The organism is Providencia sp. PROV048, from assembly GCF_033688165.1.
GTDB lineage: Bacteria > Pseudomonadota > Gammaproteobacteria > Enterobacterales > Enterobacteriaceae > Providencia > Providencia hangzhouensis.
The window spans coordinates 197021-221841 of record NZ_CP096360.1 but is presented as its reverse complement, the minus strand read 5'-3'; the positions used below and the strand labels follow the sequence as shown (position 1 = coordinate 221841).

Annotated in this window: 18 protein-coding genes and 1 pseudogene; 14 read left to right on the top strand and 5 right to left on the bottom strand. The window is 42.9% G+C overall.

Annotated features, from left to right (window positions below):
* Window position 1 precedes the first annotated feature (1 nt).
* From paaF to paaY, 8 genes are all read left to right on the top strand, one after another.
* Entirely contained in the window at window positions 2-775 is a 774-nt protein-coding gene (gene paaF, locus M1F26_RS00970; RefSeq protein WP_140171962.1) for a 2,3-dehydroadipyl-CoA hydratase PaaF, read from the top strand.
* A gap of 2 nt (window positions 776-777) precedes the next feature.
* Entirely contained in the window at window positions 778-1572 is a 795-nt protein-coding gene (paaG, locus tag M1F26_RS00965; protein WP_140171961.1) for a 2-(1,2-epoxy-1,2-dihydrophenyl)acetyl-CoA isomerase PaaG, read from the top strand.
* Between the two features lie 2 nt (window positions 1573-1574).
* The gene (locus M1F26_RS00960; RefSeq protein WP_140171960.1) at window positions 1575-3125 is read left to right on the top strand and encodes a 3-hydroxyacyl-CoA dehydrogenase; all 1551 of its coding nucleotides are present in this window, start codon (window positions 1575-1577) and stop codon (window positions 3123-3125) included.
* A complete protein-coding gene (gene paaI / locus M1F26_RS00955) occupies window positions 3122-3562 on the top strand; it encodes a hydroxyphenylacetyl-CoA thioesterase PaaI (RefSeq protein WP_140171959.1) in 441 nt (146 codons plus the stop codon). Before M1F26_RS00960 ends, paaI begins: the two co-directional genes overlap by 4 nt.
* Window positions 3559-4761, top strand: a complete 1203-nt coding sequence (gene pcaF / locus M1F26_RS00950; RefSeq protein WP_140171958.1) for a 3-oxoadipyl-CoA thiolase — start codon at window positions 3559-3561, stop codon at window positions 4759-4761. The genes paaI and pcaF overlap by 4 nt, the downstream gene beginning before the upstream one ends.
* 118 nt (window positions 4762-4879) lie before the next feature.
* Window positions 4880-6190 (top strand): phenylacetate--CoA ligase PaaK, encoded by a 1311-nt coding sequence (paaK, locus tag M1F26_RS00945; RefSeq protein WP_094960845.1) that lies wholly within the window; start codon window positions 4880-4882, stop codon window positions 6188-6190.
* 151 nt (window positions 6191-6341) lie between these two features.
* Complete coding sequence (paaX, locus tag M1F26_RS00940) at window positions 6342-7280, top strand: phenylacetic acid degradation operon negative regulatory protein PaaX (protein WP_004262932.1); 939 nt, start codon at window positions 6342-6344, stop codon at window positions 7278-7280.
* A 21-nt stretch (window positions 7281-7301) separates the two neighbouring features.
* Window positions 7302-7895, top strand: a complete 594-nt coding sequence (gene paaY, locus M1F26_RS00935) for a phenylacetic acid degradation protein PaaY (RefSeq protein WP_004262936.1) — start codon at window positions 7302-7304, stop codon at window positions 7893-7895.
* 37 nt (window positions 7896-7932) lie between these two features.
* Here the strand turns inward: paaY and M1F26_RS00930 are convergent, their stop codons facing one another.
* The 4 genes from M1F26_RS00930 to M1F26_RS00915 all read right to left on the bottom strand — a co-directional run bounded on the left by M1F26_RS00930 (window position 7933) and on the right by M1F26_RS00915 (window position 15312).
* The gene (locus tag M1F26_RS00930) at window positions 7933-9456 is read right to left on the bottom strand and encodes a DHA2 family efflux MFS transporter permease subunit (protein WP_112307990.1); all 1524 of its coding nucleotides are present in this window, start codon (window positions 9454-9456) and stop codon (window positions 7933-7935) included.
* 16 nt (window positions 9457-9472) lie between these two features.
* Window positions 9473-10645 carry a multidrug efflux MFS transporter periplasmic adaptor subunit EmrA gene (gene emrA / locus M1F26_RS00925; RefSeq protein ID WP_004262941.1) on the bottom strand — a complete coding sequence of 391 codons (1173 nt, stop codon included), beginning with the start codon at window positions 10643-10645 and terminating at the stop codon, window positions 9473-9475.
* A 489-nt stretch (window positions 10646-11134) separates the two neighbouring features.
* Window positions 11135-14221, bottom strand: coding sequence for an efflux RND transporter permease subunit (locus M1F26_RS00920; protein WP_140171957.1), 3087 nt, complete (start codon window positions 14219-14221; stop codon window positions 11135-11137).
* Entirely contained in the window at window positions 14218-15312 is a 1095-nt protein-coding gene (locus M1F26_RS00915) for an efflux RND transporter periplasmic adaptor subunit (protein WP_227528875.1), read from the bottom strand. The genes M1F26_RS00920 and M1F26_RS00915 overlap by 4 nt, the downstream gene beginning before the upstream one ends.
* 262 nt (window positions 15313-15574) lie before the next feature.
* On the opposite strand from M1F26_RS00915, the pseudogene M1F26_RS00910 reads away from it, so the two are divergent.
* Window positions 15575-17618 (top strand): annotated as a pseudogene (locus M1F26_RS00910) (TonB-dependent receptor domain-containing protein).
* Between the two features lie 101 nt (window positions 17619-17719).
* A complete protein-coding gene (locus M1F26_RS00905; protein ID WP_227528874.1) occupies window positions 17720-18577 on the top strand; it encodes an alpha/beta hydrolase in 858 nt (285 codons plus the stop codon).
* A gap of 2 nt (window positions 18578-18579) precedes the next feature.
* Here M1F26_RS00905 and M1F26_RS00900 read toward each other — a convergent pair whose 3' ends face one another.
* A complete protein-coding gene (locus tag M1F26_RS00900) occupies window positions 18580-19512 on the bottom strand; it encodes a LysR substrate-binding domain-containing protein (RefSeq protein ID WP_004262950.1) in 933 nt (310 codons plus the stop codon).
* Between the two features lie 601 nt (window positions 19513-20113).
* Here M1F26_RS00900 and M1F26_RS00895 point away from each other — a divergent pair.
* The 4 genes from M1F26_RS00895 to M1F26_RS00880 all read left to right on the top strand — a co-directional run bounded on the left by M1F26_RS00895 (window position 20114) and on the right by M1F26_RS00880 (window position 24687).
* Entirely contained in the window at window positions 20114-20719 is a 606-nt protein-coding gene (locus M1F26_RS00895; protein WP_140171955.1) for an ankyrin repeat domain-containing protein, read from the top strand.
* A gap of 89 nt (window positions 20720-20808) precedes the next feature.
* Entirely contained in the window at window positions 20809-21732 is a 924-nt protein-coding gene (locus M1F26_RS00890; protein WP_140171954.1) for a DUF2877 domain-containing protein, read from the top strand.
* Window positions 21722-23272 (top strand): acyl-CoA synthetase FdrA, encoded by a 1551-nt coding sequence (gene fdrA / locus M1F26_RS00885; RefSeq protein ID WP_140171953.1) that lies wholly within the window; start codon window positions 21722-21724, stop codon window positions 23270-23272. Before M1F26_RS00890 ends, fdrA begins: the two co-directional genes overlap by 11 nt.
* The gene (locus M1F26_RS00880; RefSeq protein WP_140171952.1) at window positions 23272-24687 is read left to right on the top strand and encodes a DUF1116 domain-containing protein; all 1416 of its coding nucleotides are present in this window, start codon (window positions 23272-23274) and stop codon (window positions 24685-24687) included. The genes fdrA and M1F26_RS00880 overlap by 1 nt, the downstream gene beginning before the upstream one ends.
* Window positions 24688-24821: the final 134 nt, after the last annotated feature.

Genomic DNA, 24821 nt, shown 5'->3' with positions numbered 1-24821 from the left:
AATGGAAAACCACTGGATTTTGTCACAACAACATAACCGCGTTTTGACACTCACGTTAAACCGACCTGAAGTGCGTAATGCCCTGAGCACCGCCTGCTTAGAGTTGCTCGTTCAGCACCTCGAACAAGCACAAATAAATGATGAGGTCGGTGCGATTGTAATCACCGGAAATCCACGTTTTTTCGCAGCCGGTGCCGACCTTAAAGAACTACAGCAACAAACCGTTGCGAATGCGATCACCGATAAACGCCCACAAGTTTGGCGCAGGTTATCCATGATATCAAAACCTATTATTACTGCTGCAAATGGTTATGCACTAGGGGCAGGTTTTGAATTATTACTCGCCAGCGACATCATCATTGCCGGTGAGTCCGCTCGCTTCGGCTTACCCGAAATTACTCTGGGTTTAATGCCAGGTGCGGGAGGAACGCAGCGTTTAATCCGCGCGGTGGGCAAATCCCTTGCCATGCAAATGGTACTAACGGGTGAACCAATCAGTGCAAAACACGCGTTGCAAGCAGGGTTAATCAGTGAGATTTGTGTGGATGAATTGGTGGTAGAACGCGCCCAAAAACTGGCAGAGCGCATCGCGATGCATGCGCCTTTAGCGGTACAAGCCGCGAAAGCATCACTGGTGCATTCTCAAGAAAACCACCTTACTGAGGGGTTACAGCTTGAGCGCCAATATTTTGTGACTTTAGCGGGTACCAACGATCGACGTGAAGGGATCGAGGCATTCTTCGAAAAACGAAAACCCCAGTTTACAGGACAATAATCATGACCAATGAAGCAATGATCCTCACTACTTTAGAAAATGGGGTTCTCACCGTCACTCTCAACCGCCCCGATAGGCTGAATAGTTTTAACGATGAAATGCATCGTCAGCTCAGTGAAGCAATCAAAATAGCAGAACGCGATGAAACCGTACGCTGTTTAGTGATCACTGGCGCAGGCCGTGGATTTTGTGCCGGACAAGATCTGAATGATCGCAATGTGAGCGTGGGTAGTGAAGTTCCTGATCTCGGTTTCTCTGTTGAAACTTATTATAACCCCTTGATCCGTCGCCTAACCGCATTACCAAAACCAATCATTTGCGCGGTCAATGGTGTTGCAGCGGGTGCAGGAGCCGCCATTGCACTCGCTGGTGATATTGTCATTGCCGCAAAAAATGCCAGTTTTATTCAATCTTTTTGCCGCCTTGGCTTGGTTCCTGACTCAGGGGGGAGTTGGTTTTTACCTCAATTAGCAGGCCATGCACGGGCAATGGGGATGGCATTATTAGGCGATAAAATAAGTGCGGAGCAAGCATTACAGTGGGGAATGATTTGGCAAGTCACTGAAAATGAAGAACTCACTAATACCACTCAACAGCTTGCGCAACACCTTGCGACCCAACCCACTTATGGCTTAGGGCTTATCAAAAAAGCCATTTATGCCGCGGCAACTAACACTCTTGATGAGCAACTCAACCTTGAGCGCGACTTACAGCGCCTTGGCGGGAGAAGTGAAGATTATCGCGAAGGAGTTAGTGCTTTTTTAAATAAACGTGAACCACAGTTTAAAGGAAGATAATCATGACATTACCTTTGAATTTAGCCATCAATACCGTCGCCGTTATTGGCGCAGGCACTATGGGTATTGGTATTGCGCAAGTTGCCGCGAGCGCGGGTTTACGTGTCTTATTGTTTGATGTTAACCAAGAGGTTTTACGTCGCTCCCTTACCGAAATGACTCAACGGCTCAATAAGCGCGCGGAGCAAGGAAAAGCCCAAGCTGTAGCAACGAAAGAATTGCTTAACTGCATTAGCGTTGCGCAAAGTTTACCTGAGCTCTCAGAAGCACAATTGGTAATAGAAGCTGTTGCTGAAAAACTTGAGGTAAAGCAAACCATTTTCAGTGAACTTGAAGGCATTTGTAACGAAAAAACCATTTTTGCTAGTAATACTTCATCGTTATCAATTACCGCAATCGGTAGACAATTAACTCATCCAGAACGTCTTGCAGGATTACACTTTTTTAATCCCGCTCCCGTGATGAAATTGGTTGAAGTGATCCGCGGGCTAGAAACATCAGATACGGTGATAAAACAGCTAAAAGAATTGACGCTATCATTTGGAAAAGTGCCAGTGATTTGCCGTTCCACCCCTGGTTTTATTGTCAACCGTGTGGCTCGGCCTTTCTACGCAGAAACAATGCGTGCCCTTGAAGAACAAATTGCGTCCCCTGCCACATTAGACAGCGCCATACGTGACGCCGGTGGTTTCGCTATGGGGCCATTACAACTAACAGATTTAATTGGTCATGATGTGAACTATGCGGTGACTGAATCGGTATTTCAGGCCTTTGGGTATGACCCACGCTTTCAAACCTCATTAATGCAATTGGAATTAGTCCAAGCGGGTCATTTAGGCCGTAAATCGAAGCAAGGATTTTATCATTATGATGATAATAAACCCCAGCCTTTACCTTTAGTCGCAGAAAAAATTCACCTTGACCAGCCTCTAAACATAAAAGCTCATGGCGATTGGCAGATATTTCCTGAGTTTGCGCAGCTTTTAACTGAAAATGGGATCTCTCTCGAAGGATTAACACAACATTCCGAACAATTCCCAACACTTATTGTTAATGACGTTATTATTATGTTAACGAATGGTGAATTGGCGTCATCACATGCGCAAATACAAAAACAAGCGGTCGTACATTTTGATTTGTCAGCAAATTACCTTACAGCAAAAGCCATCACGATAAGCTGTGCAGCACAAAATAATACGCAGCAAAACCAACAAGCAATCGCATTTTTTCAATCATTAGGCAAACACGTGATTGTATTACCAGACTACCCTGCGCTGTTAACCATGAGAACGGTCGCGATGTTGTGCAATGAGGCATTAGATATCGTCAATAAGGGAATAGCAACTGCGTTAGATACCGATAATGCCATGTGTTTTGGTGTGAATTACCCCAAAGGCCCACTCGCTTGGGGGATGCAACTTGGCTGGCAACGCGTGCTGTCCGTACTTGAAAATTTAGCAGAGTTTTATGGTGACAGCCGTTATCGGCCAAACCCACTTTTAAGGCAATTAGCAGCCGGTTATCAATCTTTATCTTTCAAGGAGCAACCATGATTTCACTGCCAAACGATACGCTGGCCCAGCAATCAGCTCACATTATGTACCGTGATGATGCATGTGCAAAAGCTATGGGTATGTCCATTGAAAAAGTCGAAGAAGGCTTTGCGCAATTGAAGATGCCTATCACAGCACAAATGCTTAATGGCCATAAAACCTGCCACGGCGGACAATTATTTAGCCTTGCCGACACTGCATTTGCCTACGCCTGTAATAGCCAAGGGCATGCCGCTGTTGCCTCAATGTGTTCCATTGATTTTATTCTCCCCGGTTTTGAAGGTGACTTACTGACTGCCACTGCCACGATGAAACACCAAGGCAAACGTAATGGCTTATATGAAGTCGAGATAACTAACCAAGATGGCAAAACACTCGCTCTATTCCACGGTCGTTCTCATCGGTTAGGCCATCGTTTAACAGGAGAACAATCATGATAGATGCATTTATTTGTGATGGTGTCCGCACCCCAATTGGCCGCTACGGTGGCGCTTTATCACCATTACGTCCTGACGACCTTGCCACAGTACCATTAAAAGCCTTAATGGAAAGGCACCCACAACTCGATTGGTCATTAACTGACGACATCATTTTAGGTTGCGCAAACCAAGCAGGAGAAGACAACCGTAATGTGGCTCGCATGGCGGGGCTGTTATCCGGGCTCCCTGTTTCAGTTTCTGGTACCACCATTAACCGTCTATGTGGTTCCGGTTTGGATGCTATCGCATTAGCGGCAAGAAGCATCAAAGCAGGGGAATCTGGGCTCATGATTGCCGGAGGCGTCGAATCCATGAGCCGAGCGCCGTTTGTCATGGGCAAACAAGAATCTGCATTCTCACGCCAAGCGCAAGTATTTGATACCACTATTGGTTGGCGCTTTATCAACCCGTTAATGGAACAACAATTTTCTACAGATTCTATGCCAGAAACAGCTGAGAATGTGGCTGAAGCCTACCAAATTAGCCGTGAAGACCAAGATGCTTTTGCATTACGTAGCCAACAGCGCACTGAAACTGCAAAAGTTAACGGTATTTTTGCGCAAGAAATCATCCCTGTCACGGTTAAACAACGTAAAAATACATACGTCGTTAGTGAAGATGAGCATCCAAGAGCAGAAACGACATTTGAGCAATTACAAAAACTAAAAACCCCGTTTCGCGATAACGGGACTGTAACGGCAGGTAATGCTTCCGGTGTTAATGATGGAGCAGCCGCACTGATTATCGCATCCGGCACTATTGCCAAGCAGCAAGGGCTAACACCACGGGCTCGTATCATCGCTACAGCCACTTGTGGAGTCGAACCCAGATTGATGGGGATCGGCCCACTTCCTGCCTCGCAAAAAGTATTAAAAATGGCAGGGCTCACCATCGAACAAATGGATGTTATTGAACTAAACGAAGCCTTTGCCGCACAAGCACTCGCCGTTTTAAGGGGGCTTGGTTTACCTGATGATGCCCCGCATGTTAACCCCAATGGCGGTGCTATTTCCTTAGGACACCCTCTAGGTATGAGTGGTGCAAGACTGGCTATTGCTGCGATTAATGAACTTCATCGGAAACAAGGTCGTTATGCGCTCTGCACTATGTGTATTGGTGTTGGGCAAGGCATAGCAATGATTATTGAACGAGTCTGAACAACGTCTTAATACAAATAAAAACAGCCTGAAAACCCGACACCTGCTCAGGCAAATACCAGAAACGTCATTTATTCACGTGAACTGGTGAACATAATAATTATGAGGACAGGCAATTATGAGCAATATACAAGATAGCATCGACCCAATTGAATTTGCATCGCGGGATGAGATCGAGTCTTTACAGTACTCTAGAATGAAGTGGACACTCACTCACGCCTATGAAAACGTCCCCATGTATCGAAAAAAATTCGATGACGCAGGGGTACACCCTGATGATTTCAAACAACTGAGTGATATCGAAAAATTCCCTTACACGACTAAACAAGATTTACGTGAAAACTACCCATTTAGCACCTTTGCCGTGCCAATGGACCAAATCATCCGCATTCACGCCTCTTCGGGAACGACTGGGCGCCCAACAGTGGTGGGTTACACCCAACGAGATATCGATAACTGGGCTGACCTGATCGCACGTAGTTTACGTTCTGCGGGCACTGTCCGAGGCGATAAAGTCCATGTTGCTTACGGCTATGGTTTATTCACCGGAGGCCTAGGCGCTCATTATGGCGCGGAACGCCTAGGGGCTGCAGTGATCCCTATGTCTGGTGGGCAAACTGAAAAACAAGCGCAACTGATCGCTGATTTCAAACCCGATGTGATCATGGTGACGCCATCTTACTGCCTGAGTATTATTGATGAGCTTGAAAAAATCATGGGTGGAGACGCTAGTAAGTGCTCACTTAGATTGGGTGTCTTTGGCGCTGAACCTTGGACAGAATCCCTCAGAACAGAAATTGAAACCCGCCTTGGTATTAAGGCATTGGACATTTACGGTTTATCTGAAGTCATGGGGCCTGGTGTCGCTATGGAGTGTGCAGACTCAGGAGAGAGTGGCCCAACTATCTGGGAAGACCATTTTTATCCCGAAATTATTTCCCCCAATACCTTAAAAACCTTGGGAGCGGGTGAACATGGTGAGTTAGTGTTTACTACCCTGACAAAAGAAGCTATGCCTGTGATTCGTTACCGAACTCGCGACCTCACCCACCTTATGCAGGGGGTAAATCGTAATATGCGTCGAATTGGTAAAATCACCGGTCGTTCAGATGACATGATGATTATTCGTGGCGTGAATGTGTTCCCTTCTCAGATTGAAGAACAAATTATGCAATTTAAGGAGCTTTCTCCCCACTATCAATTAGAGATTGGTCGCCAAGGCAATATGGACAACTTATCTGTCCGTGTTGAGCTCAAGCACCCTGAACAACTCACTTATGATGAACGCTGTAATATCTGCCACCATTTAAAGCACCGAATCAAATCGATGGTGGGTATTAGCACCCGTATTAGTATTGTAAATTGCGGCGATATCCCACGTTCTCAAGGCAAAGCCGAACGGGTAATTGATACTAGAATTGCGATTTAATTCAAATTATTAAGGCATATTGAGATGAACTACTCTGATATGCCTTAATCTCTGAGAAAGTGTTCAAAACAGGTAATGGAAGACAACCTTTAAATTTATGTCTACTATTCAGTAAGCCTTCTGATACATAAATTTTATAGATGAAATATAAATGGAAAATAAACTTAGCCAATTCATACAACATGCAATAGCAAGCCAGCCCATTAGTGGTACGTCTCTCATTAGCTCACTCTATGGTGATGCTTTGCACCATCGTGGTGGTGAAGTGTGGCTAGGAAGCTTAACTAAGCTGTTAGAACCGATGGGCTTTACTGACCGCTTTGTTCGAACCTCCGTTTTCCGTTTACAAAAAGAAGGTTGGCTCGATGTAGAAAAAATCGGCCGTCGCAGCTATTACCGCATTTCTGAGCGCGGACAAAGTCGATTTCGCCGTGCAGAAAATAAAATTTACCTCGCAGGGCAGCCTGATTGGGATGGAAAGTGGGACTTACTACTCCTCGAAGCGGCTGATAAAGACGAAAAAATTAGGCTAAAAAAGGAACTGAGTTGGCTCGGTTTCGGGCAATTTAACACGTCACTCATGGCGGCACCAAGCTGTGCGCAAAGTGATGTACCAACACTACTTAATGAACTCAATGCTACGGAAAATGCCATTTATTTTCATGCCGATTACCCCTATAGCCGCTCAGAAAAAAACCTCAAAGAACTGGTTTCACACGCTTGGTCTTTGCAAGAAATTTCAGAGCATTATCATCAGTTCATTTCCTTATTTAGGCCACTTGCATTACTTCTTAAAGAAAATACTGACGCACAAATTTCCCCTGAACACTGCTTTCAGCTACGTTTGTTACTGATCCACTTCTACCGCCGTGTCACGCTTAAAGACCCGTTATTACCTGATGAACTCCTTCCTACACAATGGGAAGGCCATATTGCTCGCCATCTTTGCACCAATATTTATCAACGCATTGATCAAGCGGCAACCCAATATGTTTCTGAACAGTGCGAAACGACGGTTGGCGAACTACCTCAGCCATCCAGCGCTTATTATCGCCGCTTTGGTGGAGTACTCAGAGATATAGCCGCCTAAATACACATTACAGGAGCCTGTATGCCTTTTTATCAAATCGATGGTATTACGCCCGTCGTAAGCCCTGAAAGTTTTGTGCACCCTACTGCTGTGGTGATTGGTGATGTTATTATTGGCAAAAATGTCTATATTGGCCCAAACGCCAGCTTACGTGGGGACTTTGGTCGCTTGATCATTAAAGATGGTGCCAATGTGCAAGATAATTGTGTCATGCACGGTTTCCCGCAATATGAAACGATCGTCGAGGAAAATGGGCACATTGGTCATGGGGCAATTTTGCATGGCTGCCATATCAAACGTAATGCGCTAGTCGGGATGAATAGTGTAATTATGGATGGAGCCGTAATTGGCGAAAATTCCATAGTGGGCGCATGCGCATTCGTCAAAGCTGAAGCTATCTTTCCAGAAAATAGTTTAATTGTCGGCACTCCAGCCAAAGTCTTGCGCGCTTTATCAGACAAAGAAATTGCGTGGAAAACCAGCGGAACTAAAGATTATCAAAACTTAGTCACACGCTGCTTAAACACCTTTAAAGAAGTCGAACCACTCAAAGAAATCGAAACGAACCGACCCACTCTAAGTTTCGAGAATGTTATCCCTAAATCCCAGTTATAAGCTAGATGGGGCTAAAATACGTAGCCCCATCCATTAATTATTTCGCATTACTGCCAAATGGTGGCTTAGCAAACCAAACGGTAATAATCAGCGCAATAAATACCCAACCGCATAACCAGAAAATCTCATTTGCAGCAATAATTAACCCTTGGCTAGTAATTTGCTGGGCAATGAAACCGGAAGTCTGTTCGGTACTCAGCCCATGAGCGGCCATTTCTTGATACATCCCTAAAGATTCAGGATTGTAATCGGTAATAAATTCCGTTAATTGGCTATGATGCACGGCTTCTCTATCACTCCACAGAGTTGTGGTAATGGAAGTCCCTATTGAACCCGCTAAGGTACGGAAGAAGTTAGCTAAACTCGACGCGGAAGCGAGTTTTTCCGGCGGTAAACCTGAAAGTGTCAATGTAGTCAGTGGCATAAAGAAACAAGCCACAGCCATCCCTTGTACCAATTGTGGCCAAACCACAGCAGAAAAGCCCATACTCGGTTCAAAAGTATATGCACGCCAGAAGAAGCAAATTGCATAGAATACAAAGCTAAAGGTCACTATCCAGCGAATATCGAGAAAATCGGATAGTTTTGCCACTGGAGCCGAGAACAACACAGGCAATAAGCCAATGGGTGCCAATGCGAGCCCTGCCCATGTTGCCGTATAGCCATAAACTTCCTGTAAAAGTTGCGGCAACAAGACAATAGCACCGAAATAGGCCATATATGCCAAGCTGACAGAAATCGTTCCGATGGTAAAATTGCGCGATTTAAATAACGATAATTCGACAATTGGGTTTTTATCTGTGAGTTCCCAAATAACGAGGAATACCAACGCAATCGCTGAAACAACGGCTAAGATAACAATTTCATTAGACGCCAACCATCCCAGTTCCTTACCTTTGTCGAGCAGAACTTGTAAGCAACCAACTCCCACAGAAAGTAGTGCCAAACCAATCACATTGAATGGCACTTTCACAACCGTCGACTCCATCCCTTTTAGGATAATAGAGCCGACAATAATGACGAAAATGCCTAAAGGCACATTCATAAAGAATATCCAGCCCCAATGGAAGTTATCACTAATATAACCACCAAAAATAGGACCGAATACTGGGGCTAAAATAATCGTCATCGACCAAAATGCTAACGCCATATTTTGCATTTTTGGCGGATAGCAACGCATGATAAGGCTTTGTGAAAGCGGGATCACCGGCCCTGCAACGGCGCCTTGCAATACGCGGTATAAAATTAGCATACCCAGGCTATCGGAAAAGCCACAAAGCAATGAAAATAAGGTGAAAAGTGCTGTTGCCCATAAGAAAACACGGATTTCACCGAAGCGCTTCGCTAAGTAACCTGAAATCGCAATTGAAATTGCATTCGATACGCCAAACGAGGTAATTACCCATGTTCCTTGTGACATGGAAACCCCGAGGTTTCCCGCAATCGTCGGGATAGCCACGTTAGCAATCGTGGAATCAAGCACCTGCATGAAGGTCGCAAGGGACAACGCAATGGTTGCCCATACCAGTTTTGCACCCTTAAGTGGTTGAATATCTGCCACAACGGCTCCTTTCAAGCTAGTCTGCGTTATCGCTGATAATAGTGTCGATGATGTGGTCGACATCACTTAAGTTTAAGACCAACACATCACTTTCAAATGCAGGTGCTGTACGCTGAACTTCCGCTAAAACAGGGCCATTCTGGTCTTTAATATCGATGGTGACATTCATGGATAACCCAATGCGTAATGGGTGCTTCGCCACCTGCTCAGGGTCTAATTCAACGCGTACAGGCAAGCGCTGTACGACTTTAATCCAGTTCCCTGTCGCGTTTTGGGCGGGTAATAATGAGAAAGCACTGCCGGTTCCCATATCAAGCCCGACAACGGTACCGTTATAAACGATATCATCTCCGTAAAAATCACTGTTAATCGTCACGGGTTGCCCAATACGGACTTTTTCCAGTTGGGTTTCTTTGAAGTTTGCATCTACCCAAACAGGCTGGACAGGCACAATGGCCATTAAAGAGCTTTGTGGGCTGACTTGAGAACCGACTTGAACATTCCGCCGTGAAACATACCCCGTCATCGGGCTTTTAATTTCAGTACGTTGTAAGTTTATCCACGCACTGCGTACACTATCAGCCGCTTGCTGAATTGCTGGTTGTTTTTTAAGCTCCGTATTACGCAACAACGCACGGTTGGCATTATATTGTTGAATAGAAATATCCAGAGCTGCCTGAGCAAGTTGCACCGCTTCTTGGGAGTGCTGTAAGTCTTCCTTCGAAATGGTACCACTGCGGCCTAAAGCCACACGACGTTGATAATCTTTTTGAGCTTGCGCAAGTGTCACCCGGTTTTTTTGAATTTGTGCTTGATATTCATCACCATTGATATAGAGCTCTTTGGTTTTGCGCACGGTTGTTGCTAAATCATGTTTGGCTTGTTCGAATGCTAAGCGGGCGTTAGTTTTATCTAATACAACGAGTACATCACCCGCCTTTACCAAGTCGGTGTTTTCAAAGTTAACTTGAGTAACATTACCCGTTGTTTGCGCAACTATCGGGATTTGCAAGCCAGATACATAGGCATCATCGGTATATTCTTGAAAGCGTAAAACTAAAAACCAATAAGCACCGTAGGCTACAAATAATAGAATGATAATTATTGTGGCTATCACCATCCATATTGTTCTGCGTTTTTCATTCGTCGTTTTTTGATTATGTGTTTCTGAATGGGTATCTTGACTCATAATAACTCTCAAGTTCTGAAATCAATATTAATTCTTCCTATATATTTACGAACTATATGTAATAAAGCAATAGCTAATAATTTACAATCAAATTAATTCCAACAAAAAACCATTAATTCATTGATATAAAACAAGTAATTAAAGAGAATTAGAGTTCAACATTAGATTAATGCTTATTATCAAAACAATGAAATTCATTCTTAATTAGATTAACGATAAAAATTAATGAAATAGTTCAAATGATATTTATTATGATAAAAATTCCGTCACTCAATTATTGATATTCTTTTTTTGATTAAATACTTCTATTTATTAGTCCATATTTATGATTCATTAATTTGTAATTCTCAATTTTAATTTGAAGCCATGCGAGTAAAGTTAGCTCTCGATTAATCAATTAAATATGGGCTTAACACAAAGTGGCAAAATCACGCTTTTATCCTGCTTTGTCAACAATCTCTGCTGGCCTTTCGGCCAGCTGTTATCTCTTTACCAATGCTTAATATTGCGGTCTTCTTGTGTCACTGAAGTTAATTTAGCGAGCTGAGGTAATAATTTATGTTTTAAATCATCCATCAAGCTATAAATCACAGGGACGAATAACAAGCTAAGGATAGTAGAACTTAGTAAGCCGCCAATCACAGCAATAGCCATAGGGGCTCGAAACCCGGCGTCTGCCCCGCTGGTTAGCACTAATGGGATCATCCCTGCAATCATGGCAAAGGTCGTCATAATAATGGGCCGAATACGTTCTTGTCCTGCCTCAATAATTGCTTTTTCTCGCGCCATACCCGAACGTTGTTTTTCAAGAATGAATTCCACCAGCAAAATCGAGTTTTTCGTCACAATCCCCATCAGCATTAAAATACCAATAATGACAGGTAAATCGATCATCGCACCGTATAACACTAAGGCTATAATTGCACCACCAATCGAAAAGGGTAAAGCAACCAGTATGGTAATCGGTTGAATGAAATCTTTAAACAACACAATTAAAATGGCAAAAACCAGTAACACACTGAATACCATCGTGGTACCAAAGCGTTCAAACATATCAATCATATATTCCATATCACCGTATTCCACTTGGGAAATACTGTGTGGCAGTTGTTGATACTCAGGAAGTAGCGCCACAATATCTAATGCTTCCCCTAGTGTGATCCCTTCCAAATTGGCTTCTATCGACATCTGTCTTTGGCGGTTAATTCGCTCAATTTGAGAAGGCCCATCACTGGAGTCAATATTAGCGACAGATTTAATCGGGACACTTTGCCCATTTTGACTTCTTACATACAAATTATTCAGCGCATCAATATTATTTTGCTGGGACTCCGGTAAAATCACTTGTACCGCTAATTGCCTATCAGGCAAATTAAACTTAGCGCTACGTGAGTTTGCCTCCCCCATGGTGGCGATACGCAAGGTATTGGCAATTTCTTCCACATTGACATTCGCACGGCCAATATCAACAACATTAGGTTTAACAATCAGTTCTTTACGCAATAGAGGCTTCATCACCTGCACATTTTTAAATCCGTCCACTTTAGCAATGGCATCACGTAACTTTTGCATCGATTTTTCCAGTTGCTCGGGGTCACTGCCCGTAAACATTAAGGAAAATTCCTTGCCGCCATTGCTGTTACTGAAGGTATAACGTGCATCGATTTTTTGGCTTAACCATTCAGAGATAGCCAGCTCAAACTCCTTTTGGGAAAGTTCACGCTCGCTTGGTTCTGTTAAGGTTAAAACCATCTGCCCTTTGTGCTGAGCAATACCTTCAGAGTCATCAGCGATCCCTGCAATCGTATAGGTCGATAAGATTTCAGGCCTATCTTTTAGCTGCTTGGCGATTTCATTAATTTTTTGCTGTGTTTGTTCAACAGGTGTTCCCGGTGGTAACTCAATATTGATTTGACTAACACTGATGTCCCCATCAGGCATAAAACCGACGGGTAAAAAACTCGTAAATGCCACTGAGCCTATCAAAAACCCCCCCGCTAACGTCGATACCAACTTACGGTGTTTCAGTGTCATCGATAAAAAATGGGTATAACGCGCTATCCAAGTTGGTGTTTCGACGCTTTCATGGACACCTTTTTGTGGCAATAATACATAGGCAGCCATTAATGGCGTGACTAACCTTGCCACCAACAAGGAAGACAACACGGCGGCAGAAACGGTAATACCGAATGGTACAAAATATTGCCCCACAAAGCCGCCAATAAAGCTAACGGGTAAAAATACTGCGACAATAGTTAGCGTAATGGCAACAATCGCAAAACCTATTGCATCAGAGGCTTTCAATGCAGCAAGATACGGCCGTTCACCGCGTTCAATATATTTTTGGATATTTTCAATTTCAACAATCGCATCATCCACTAAAATACCGATCACCAACGTCAGAGCCAGTAATGTGATGCTATTTAAGCTGTAATCAAATAACATCAAAATAAAAAAGGTCGGTAATATCGACAGAGGCAATGCCACTGCTGCCACCAAAGTGGCTCGCCAGCTTTTCAAAAAGAAAAACACGATAATAACGGTTAAAAAAGCCCCTTCCAACAAGGTTTGGATGGTTATGGTAAAACTCGATTCTGTATATTTAACGGTTGATGAAATCAGGCTTATTTCCACATTGGGGTTGTTTTTTTGCAGTTTTTCCAGTACCTCTGCGACCCCTTGTGCCACTTTGGTGTCATTCGAGCCTTTCATACGGTACACCGCAAACCCGACAACCTCTTTACCATCAAGTTGCGAAATAGATTTCACATTTTTATGGCCATCATAAATATTAGCGATTTCACCCAACCTGACAGATTTTTGGTTATCAATGGGTAGCATGAGGTTTTTAATATCATCTACTGCCTGCTTTTCCCCTAACACACGAATGGTGTGTTGCAATGCGTTGTATTTCGCATTTCCCCCAGCAGAATTTTGATGATTATTTTTGAGCAACTCATTGATACTGGCAATGGATATCTGCATGGCCGCCAGTTTGTTGGCATCTGGCTCAATGCGGATCACCCGCTCCGTGTCCCCCAGTCGGCTCACTTTTTGCACGCCGGGAACGGTAATCAGCTGCTTGCTGACGGTATCATCGACAAACCATGATAAATCTGCAATGGACTCCGTTTCTGATGAAACGGAATAGCGCAAAATAGCTCCGCCCTCAACATCTATACGGTTGATAAGAGGTTCATCAATGGTTTGTGGTAGTTCTCCACGAATTTGCCCTATTTGCTCTCTGACATCATTGGTCGCTACATGCGCATCAATACTCAAATCGAACTCAATGGTGGTGGTTGATGCCCCCTCACTGATGGATGAGGTGATATGACGGATCCCCGGAATGCCCGATACTGCACGTTCAACTCGCTTGGTGACCGCATTTTCTAGCTCCGTTGGCGATGAACCGTCCTGAGTGACGGTTACTGTCACAATTGGAAAGGTGATCACTGGGTTTGCGGTGACGGGGAGGTGGTTAAAGGAAAATAGCCCTGCAATTGTCAGCGCCAAAAAAATCACAATTGTTGGGATAGGACGCGTGATCGCCCAAGACGATAGCTGGAGCTTCATTGCGGTGCCCTTACAGGAACAACTTTATCATCTTCAGATAAAAAGGCTTGAGCGTAAGTCACCACGTCAAGGTTAGCAGTTAATGGGCTTAATATTTCAACATGACCATGTTGAATTTTACCTATTTGGACGGGTTGTTTTTTTACGCGCCCATCATTTGTCACACTAAAAATAAAACGCTGACCATCTGGCTCCGTACGAATCGCACTATAAGGCAGTGATATATATTCACGAGGTGAATTTGTATAACGCATCGTGCCAGTTTCTCCCAACCTCATCGATTTAATCGGGTCGGTCAGCGTCACTCTAATTTTCCCTAGCTGGGTTAATGCCTCGATTTTCGGCGCTAAAAAGCGGAGTTTACCCGAAACCGCTTTATTGTCGTTAATTTGGATAGTGACGGGATTGCTCCCCACAATACGGTTCAATTCTGATGGGTGTGCTAGCGCTTCAAACTCTAATTCATTATTTTCGATTAGTTTAAATAACAAAGCATTATCCGATAACGTACCACTCATTGCATGACGCTCGCTGATAACACCAGCAACGGGTGCAATGATTTTTGCTTTATCTTCTTGGCTTTGTTCGCGCTGTAATTGCGCTTGCAACTGGCGTAACTCTGCACGACTTGCCGCTAATAGCGCATGTTGTGCAGCCGTTTCTGACTTAGCTTTATTAAAATCATTCGCAGAGATCACGCCCGTTTTGGCGAGCGGAGACAAGCGCTGAAGCTCACTTTGTGACTGCCTACTGAGTGCTTCTTGCTGTTTGATATAAGCCGCGGCCTTATCAATTTCAGCTTTCAATTGTTGTACAGCAGCACTTTGGATTGGTGATTCTAAGGTGGCAAGCAATTGGCCTTTCTCCACCCACTCCCCTTCTTCCACAAATACTGCGGTGACGATTTGTTGTTGCAATGGAGAACCGATAGAAATTTCATTTCTCGCCACAAATTGGCCAGGAAGGCTAACCGTATCCGCAACTTTAATTTTTTGCGGATGAGTCACACTTAAGCGTATTTCCTCCGCTTGTACCCCATGAGCGACCATCATAATAAAACTGCATAAAATGGCTAAAAATGTGTATTTCATATAACTCAAATTTTTCTAGTGAATGTTGGCGCTAGAGTAAATTCGCGCACAGCCAAACACCATAAACCAAAGTTAAACCTTAATTTTTCGTTAAGCTTGGCAAAAGTCGTAAAAGGGGAAAACACCGTAGGGGAAAATTCTTAGCTGAGATCAAATATTGCTCATAAATTAGCTAGCTCATTATTTATTTTTGATATGTTTTAGTGATAGTATTCGCAAACAATATAATTATCATTCTCATTTATATTTACTAGGGATAACTATGACTTCGCAATATCACTACACCCTTATTGCCGCCGGTGTTTGTGCGGCTTTATCTTCATTTAGCGCTACAGCAGCAGACAATAAAACAGATACCATGGTCGTCAGTGCGTCAGGCTTCTCGCAACAACTGCGTGATGCTCCTGCTAGTGTGACCGTGATCAGTGCAGACCAATTACAAAATAAACCTGTCCGTGACCTCGCCGATGCCGTTAAAGACGTGGAAGGGGTGAGTATCGTTGGTGCTGCCAACAAACAAGATATTAATATCCGCGGCTTACCCGGCGAATATACGTTGATATTGGTCGATGGGCGTCGTCAAAACAGCCGTGAATCACGTCCAAACGGCAGTGGTGGTTTTGAAGCGGGCTTTATGCCACCTGTTGAAGCGATTGAACGCATCGAAGTGATCCGTGGACCTATGTCCTCCCTGTATGGTTCTGATGCGATGGGTGGTGTTATCAATATCATCACCAAAAAAGTGACCAATGAATGGCACGGTAGTGTGACAACAGGCGCGATTATTCAAGAAAATAGCGATAGCGGTAATTCCACCGACGGTAACTTCTACCTATCAGGCCCATTAATTCAAGATAAACTCGGCCTGCAATTATATGGTGGTGGGGATTACCGCCAAGAAGATAAAATCGCTGATGGCCATCACAAGAAAGATAATAAGAGCCTAACCGCAAAACTGACGTTTACACCAGACTTTCTTATTAGAAGCGGGTAGAACCACGCAGGAAAGGGAAGAAAAACCGGGTTACTCCCTTGCACCAACCAGTGAGTTTAATGGTAAGCCAAGAGCAAATAAACACTCTGAAATCCATAATGACCGTAACCATTTTGCTTTAACCTATAAAGGGGACTGGGATTCATTCAATACTGAGTTGAGTGTTTATCAAGAGAATACGAAAAAAAGAACTAAAACAGACATAACAGACCCTGCGACTAAAATTACAGAATACCGTTATGACGCACGAGTACCCGAAATTACCAATACAGTCGTTGATGGAAAAGTGGTTGCGTTTTTACCAGACAATATCCTAACCGTTGGTGGTCAATTCCAGTATGCGAAACTAAAAGACACCTCTGCAACAGGCTCATCAACAACTGAAAATGCGAAAATGACCGCGGAACAACACGCTTTCTTCTTAGAAAATGAGTTCACGGCAACAGAGAATCTGATATTGACGGGTGGGTTACGTTTAGATCACCATGAATTTTATGGCGACCACTGGAACCCAAGAGGTTATGCCGTCTATTACCTCACCGATGAGATTACCATTAAAGGGGGCGTTTCATCTGCATTCCGCGCGCCAACATTACGCGAAATTAGCCCGAGTTATGGAACGTCTACTGAAAAAGGCTTAGGTATCATTCATGGTAACCCTGACCTGAAACCCGAAAAAAGTGTTAGTGAAGAAATCAGCATTGCCTATAACCATGAATCAGGCTTTGATGCAAGCTTAACCTTCTTTAATACTGATTTTAAAAATAAATTAACCAGTTATTACACTGGTGGAACTGACCCTCTTACAGGCCTAAAATTGTATACCTATGACAATGTCGGTAAAGCAAACATTAAAGGGGTTGAAGTCGCAACAGGTATTCCAATTATAGAAGATTGGAAGCTGAGTTTGAACTATACCTATACCGACTCAGAACGTAAAAGTGATGATGAAAAGCTAACTAGTGGACAATCTTTAAAGGGCTATCCTTTGGATAAGACACCAAAACACTTAGCCAATGCGAAATTAGATTGGCAGTTTAGCGAAGACCTCAACTTGTATACCCGTGCGCAATATGTGGGAAAACAAGTTTGGGCAGCACAGCGTAATGGTACATCAGTCCCTCGTTACCGTAATGGCTATACCACTATGGATGTCGGTGCGACCTATCAATTATTGAAAAATACCAAACTCAACTTTGCGGTATTAAATATTGGTAATGAAAAAGGCGATAAAATTGATGCACAAGGTGGTGGCAACTGGGATATTGAAGACGGACGCCGCTATTGGGCGAACGTTAACGTTAGTTTCTAATTAGCTCTGAGGGTGTGCCTGTTTCAGGTATACCCTCAAAAGTATGTAATTCGGGTTGCTGAGCGTAGTCAACACCCCTGCAGCTTGAAGGATGACGAGTATTGAATAAATTATTAATTTCCAGCTTATTATTATGTATGGCAAGCAGTGCATTCGCACGCCCTAGCCAGACTATCCCGAGTATGGACGAGCAAGTCAGCCAATTTTACGATATCCAACAAACGGATATGGCCTACGGTGACCGTGCGCTGCGCATATACAGTGCGGTACCCTATAATGTCACCGCACAACGCCCTGTCCTGTATATGCTTGATGGCAATGGCTTATATCCTAAAGCCGTTAATCGCGCTGTTGAAAAGCTCCACGTAGATAAACTACCGATTATTATTGGAATTGGTTATCCAATCGATGAAGCCTTTCCAAAAGCATGGCGAACTTACGACTATACCCCACCTGTTGCAGGTGACGATTTTAAACAAGGGGGCGGCTCCCCTGCGCTATACCAGTTTTTAACTGACACTATTCGCCCATGGGCAGAGCAGCAGTTTCCTATCGATAAAAGCAAGCAAACCCTATTTGGCCATTCATTTGGTGGATTATTTACCTTGATGGCATACCAACAACAACCGGATGATTTTCAGTTTTATGTTTCGGCCAGCCCATCATTATGGTGGGGTAAAGGAAGTATGGTGGATTTAGCGAAACTGACGGCGAAACAAACGGCTTCCCCCTTATTTGTGACTTTAGGCGGTTTAGAAGAGAGCCCTGATTTATCCAAATTGAGCGCCGAACAAGTACAAAATTACCAAGCGCGCAAAAGTTGGATTAGCACACGCCAAGTTTGCACTGAAATTGCAAACCACCAAAGGCACTGTGAATTTACGTTGTTCGACGGCAAAAACCACGGTTCAGTGATCCCTGACGCCATCGATAAAGCCCTTGATGTCGCTAGCCAATAATACTAATTTATGGGTTTTAGGAGGTCGCTGTAGAGGTCTGCTAAAACCCCCTTTTCACCAAATTCTTTACGGATCCACTGCGTCACAAGCCCAGTAGCCGAATGTTGTGTGGCTAATAGCATATGGGAATCTTGTCGTGGGTTCTGAATTTGTTTTGTTACCAACAAACCATGTTTAACATGGTCTTTGATCATATAATCGGGTAAAAAGCCAATCCCTTCACCGAGTATCTGACACTGGCATTTAGTATTAAAATCAGGAACTTGAATTGCCTCTTGCCCATGTAGTAGCCAGCCCACCCGCTTATTAATGGTATGCGCGGTATCCTCTACCATAATATTTGGATAAAGACGCAACTGGCTCTCAGCGATGGGCTCTGGCATCAACGCCAAAGGGTGAGTTGCCGCTATAGCAAATTGCCAGTGAATCGCACCAATTTCAGTGTAGTCAATTCCACCGCCATCCATCAAAGTGCCTGGAGCGCCAATCGCAATATCCGCATGGTTATTAATAATGGCATCCCAAACCCCATTGTACACTTCTGTTGTCACTGTAATGTGGCAGGTAGCAAACTGTTTTTTTAATATTTGCAATAACCTAGCGGTATGATAGGGCGTATATAATAACTGATTAATACAAATACGTACCCGCGCTTCAATACCTTGCTCAATAGAATAAATACTTTTTTGAATGGAATGGAAATTATTAAGCAAGTCGGTTGCTTTGCGATAAAAATAATAACCGGCTTCGGTGAGTTCAATATTACGGGTATTACGAATAAATAACGCCACATCTAAATAGGTTTCGATACGTTTGATGGTATAACTCACCGCGGAGGTGGTCACGCCTAATTCTTCCGCTGCTTTACTAAAACTCGCAAACTTCGCCGCTGTTGTGTAAGTCAGTAAGTTTTCTTCCGTAAAAATTGAGTTCATGCCCACCGCCAAAAATGTTTAAAATTTAGACAAATCATATTTTTATGTGAATAAAATTCAATAACGTAAAAATCAGATTATTTTTCGAGCACATTTTTATAGCTTAACAGAATTATTAACAACTGGAATAGATTAAATTTGATATGCATTTTCGCCAAGTAAAAACCACACCTTTAAAGTAACTATTAATATTCGAAATACCTAATATTATTGAATTAAATAGGCAAACCAAGTATTAACAATCGACACGATTGCGATCAATAAAATTACAAATTTAACAAATTAAAAACTTTCAATTTGATGTCTATCACAGAACTGAGTAAATCATGATTTTCGATTTTAATTAACAAAGAAAATCACACAATTCGGGTCAAAAAATGGCCATAAACTATCAAATAACGATTAAAAATAATGCTCGCACGCACAAAAAAGCCGGATTATTGAATTGAATTCAACAATTAAACGCCTCATTGATGAATTAAATTTAAATGGATTCTTTTTATTAATGACAATTGCTATGCTCTAATCATTATATATTCGAAGTCACCTTTAAATTGTCTTTATCTATGTTGGTAATAAAAACCAACCTAAGGGGAAAATGATGACCGCTAGTACTCTCGCTCACGATTTTTTAACCGCCGCTGAACAAGGACAATTAGAAATATTAAAAAGTTGTCTTGAAAAAGGTGTAGATATTAATACCACCAACCGTCAGGGCCGTACAGCTATCGTCAATGCCAGCCTAAATAAACATTATGAATGTGTTTCTTTTCTGATTAATGCAGGGGCGGATATTAATAAACAAGACCAAACGTGTTTTAACCCTTTCTTATTAAGTTGTCTTAATAATGACCTCACTTTATTGCGTATTGTCTTGCCTGCAAAACCAAATTTAGATTTATTAACCCGTTTTGGTGGCGTGGGCATTACACCTGCAAGTGAAAAAGGCCACGTGGAAATTGTTCGCGAATTACTTGAAAAAACCGAGATTAATGTTAACCACACCAACTTCGTGGGCTGGACACCACTATTAGAAGCTATCGTGCTCAATGACGGTGGCGAAAAACAACAGCAAATCGTTAAATTGCTATTAGACCATGGTGCAAACCCACATATGACTGATAAATATGGTAAAAAACCATTAGAGTTAGCGCGTGAAAAGGGTTACAACGAAATTGTAGAGCTGCTGATTGCCGCGGGCGCATAATTAAACCATATACTCTAAATCATTCGGGTTGCTGAGTGCAGTTAACACCCATGTAATTTGAAGTATGGTGAGTATAGATAAGGAGGCATGTGAACGCATCCATATCTCATCGGCAAAGGTTATACGGGCTAACGGCTGATACACATTTTCTCAATTTGTTTCATCAGCCACAACCCCAAGGAACAGTAGAACAAGTTTTTAATAAAGCCATTAACTTTTCTATTGATAATGAACTTTATACTTTGCTTTGTTCTCAGTTAGATAATGCACCAAATAGTTGCCGACTAATCAATAAAGACTTTTCTCTTTTCGATATTAAAGAAGGAGAGAACATTAATTTATCAAATAAAGAAATATTGATTGGTAGTCATTATTTAATATCATTTTCTTTATGTAAAGAATGGCGGCAACCTGTTATCAACTTTAGCGATAACAAACTGAAAAAATTAAATTATTTATTATATATCGAAGAACAAATAAGTAATTTGGATCTAATCTTAACTGAAAATAAAAATTCTCTATTTAAATATCAGGGAGATAACTTTTTTTATCTCACTATGACAGCGCAATTGGTTCAATTACGTTCTAAATTGATTGAATCAATAATTAAGAAAAACAAAGAAAATGTTATCGATGTGATCCGCCAGCTTGTTGGATTAGGTATCGGGCTAACACCATCAGGAGATGATTACTTAGTTGGGTTAATGGCATTTTTATTATTAACCGGTCATCCGGCTGCCACTTTTTACCCTGAGTTTTATCAAGGAATAACCCAAAGCCTCAGCCAGACGACACCAATTAGTGCCATCACATTGGAAAAAGCGTTAAACCAAGAATATCGAGAAAATATGCAGCAATTAATTCAATCATTAGTTGATGCGAAAGAAACATATATTTATCCACAATTTTTAGAGATTTTAAATATCGGGTCGAGTTCTGGCAGCGACATGCTATTTGGCTTGCGAGATGCCCTGTATATCACCCATTATTTCGGAGAAAACTATGTCGACTAAAGTTGTCATAAAAAAGAATACCTATTTTGATTCCGTATCACTGATGTCTATTTCGACAAAAGCCAATCAACTCGACAATGTTGAGCAAGCGTTCGTCGCAATGGCAACAGAGATGAATAAAGGCGTTTTACGTAATTTAGGGTTACTAACACCTGAATTAGAAGAGGCCAAAAATGGCGATTTAATGATTGTCATTAAAGGCCCAAGCGATGAAGCAAACGATGCCACATTAATTGCTATCGAAGACTTATTTAATAAGAAAAATCAGGGTGGTGGGCAACATGAAGCCAAATACGCCACCATTAATTCAGCGAAGACGCATATCCCAGATGCCAACCTCGCCGTCATTTCAGTCAATGGTCAGTTTGCTGCTCGTGAAGCGCGCATTGCGTTAGAAAATGACCTCAACGTCATGCTGTTTTCCGATAACGTTTCCATTGAAGATGAACTTGCCCTTAAACAATTGGCTAGCAAGAAAGGTTTGCTGATGATGGGCCCTGACTGCGGAACTGCCATTATCAACGGAACCGCGCTGTGCTTTGGTAATAGCGTTCGCCGTGGCAGCATTGGCATCATCGGTGCATCCGGTACGGGTAGCCAAGAACTCAGCGTCCGTATTCACGAATTTGGCGCAGGCGTTTCCCAATTAATTGGTACCGGTGGTCGCGATTTAAGCGAGAAAATTGGCGGTATCATGATGATTGATGCCCTGAAAATGCTTGATGCCGATGATGAAACCCAAGTTATCGCATTGATCTCTAAGCCACCAGCTCCTAACGTTGCGAAAAAAGTGTTAGAACAAGCGGAAAAATGCCACAAACCGGTTGTTGTGTGTTTCTTAGGTAGCCAACCACTACCAGAAGACAAACCGGGTCTAACCTTTGCTCAGGGCACCAAAGAAGCCGCACTGAAAGCCGTTCTATTAACCGGTATTCGCAAAGAAGATTTAGATTTACACCCGCTTAATTTACCACTTATTGACGAAGTCAGAGCAAAACTGAAACCTGAGCAGAAATATATTCGTGGCTTATTCTGTGGTGGAACGCTATGCGATGAAGCCATGTTTGCCGCATTGGAGAAATACGATGATGTTTACAGCAATATTCAGCCAAACCCTGATTATCGCTTAAAAGACCTCAACAAAAGTATTGCACACACTTTCCTCGACTTTGGTGATGACGACTTTACCAACGGTAAACCGCACCCAATGATCGACCCTACCAACCGCATTGAACGCTTATTACAAGAGGCTCGCGACCCTGAAGTTGGCGTCATTATGATGGACTTCGTTTTGGGCTTTGGTTCTCACGAAGACCCAGTAGGCGTGATGATCGACGCAATTAAAGAAGCGAAGAATATTGCTAAACAAGATGGGCGTGAATTAGAAATTTTAGGCTATGTGCTGGGCACTGACCAAGACACCCCATCGATGGATGCGCAAGTCAAAATGCTAACAGATGCTGGAGTCATCTGGGCAAGTAGCAGCACCAATACCGGTTTATTAGGGCGTGAGTTTGTATGGAAAGGGGAGAAAGCATAATGACTTCATTATTTAAGCAGCCATTAAATGTCATCAATGTTGGCATCGAAATGTTCAGTGATGACCTAAAAAAACAACATGTTCCAGTTACGCATTTAAACTGGACTCCTCCCGGACAAGGCAACGTTGCGGTTATCCGCGCCCTCGACCAAATTGAAGGTAATGCCGCACTACAAGAAAAAATTGCAGCCGCCAATGCCCAAGCGCTTGAGCGCATTATTCAATCTCAACCTGTGTTAATCGGTTACGACCAAGCGATTAATGTGATTCCGGGCATGACTAAAAATACTATCCTACACGCAGGTCCACCGGTTGCTTGGAAAGATATGTGTGGCGCGATGAAAGGTGCGGTGACGGGAGCGCTGGTTTTCGAAGGATTAGCGAAAGACTTAGCTGATGCAGAACGCGTTGCGGCCTCGGGGGAAATCATTTTCTCCCCTTGCCATGAACACGATTGTGTAGGTTCGATGGCAGGTGTCACTTCTGCATCGATGTTTATGCATATCGTTGAAAATAAAACCTATGGTAACCGCGCGTTTACTAACCTCAGTGAGCAAATGGCAAAAATTCTGCGCATGGGTGCCAACGACCAAAGTGTAATAGACCGTTTAAATTGGATGCGTGATGTATTAGGCCCAATGCTGCGTGACGCAATGAAAATCATCGGTGAAATCGACCTACGTTTGATGCTTGCGCAAGCACTACATATGGGCGATGAGTGCCATAACCGTAACAATGCAGGAACAACCTTACTTATCCAAGCGCTCACGACTGGGATCATTCAAACTGATTTCTCTGTCGCACAACAAAAAGAAGTCTTTGATTTTGTTGCAAGCAGCGATTACTTCTCCGGCCCAACGTGGATGGCGATGTGTAAAGCATCAATGGATGCGGCTCACGGTATCGAATACAGCACTGTTGTCACGACCATGGCGCGTAATGGCTATGAATTTGGTTTACGCATTAGTGGACTACCAGGTCAATGGTTCACAGGGCCTTCTCAGCAAGTTATCGGTCCGATGTTTGCAGGTTACAAACCAGAAGACTCTGGTTTAGATATCGGTGACTCTGCAATCACAGAAACCTACGGTATTGGCGGTTTTGCTATGGCAACAGCGCCAGCTATTGTGGCACTCGTTGGCGGTACGGTAGAAGAAGCGGTCGATTTCTCTCGCCAAATGCGTGAAATCACCTTAGGTGAGAACCCGAACGTGACTATTCCATTACTGGGCTTTATGGGTATCCCTACAGCTATTGATATTACGAAGGTTTCAGCCAGTGGTATTTTACCTGTTATCAACACAGCCATTGCCCATAAAGATGCGGGCATCGGTATGATTGGGGCAGGTATTGTTCACCCGCCGTTTGATTGCTTTGAAAAAGCCATGTTGGCCTACGCACAGAAATATGCTTAGTTTCCAATCATAAAAAAGACGCCCAACTCCGGTTGGGCAATAATAAAATATCAATACCCAAATTATTTACATACAGAAGTAAAACAAAAACTACTTTGTTGCGGCTTAAAATGAGTAAGCAGTTACCCAAAATA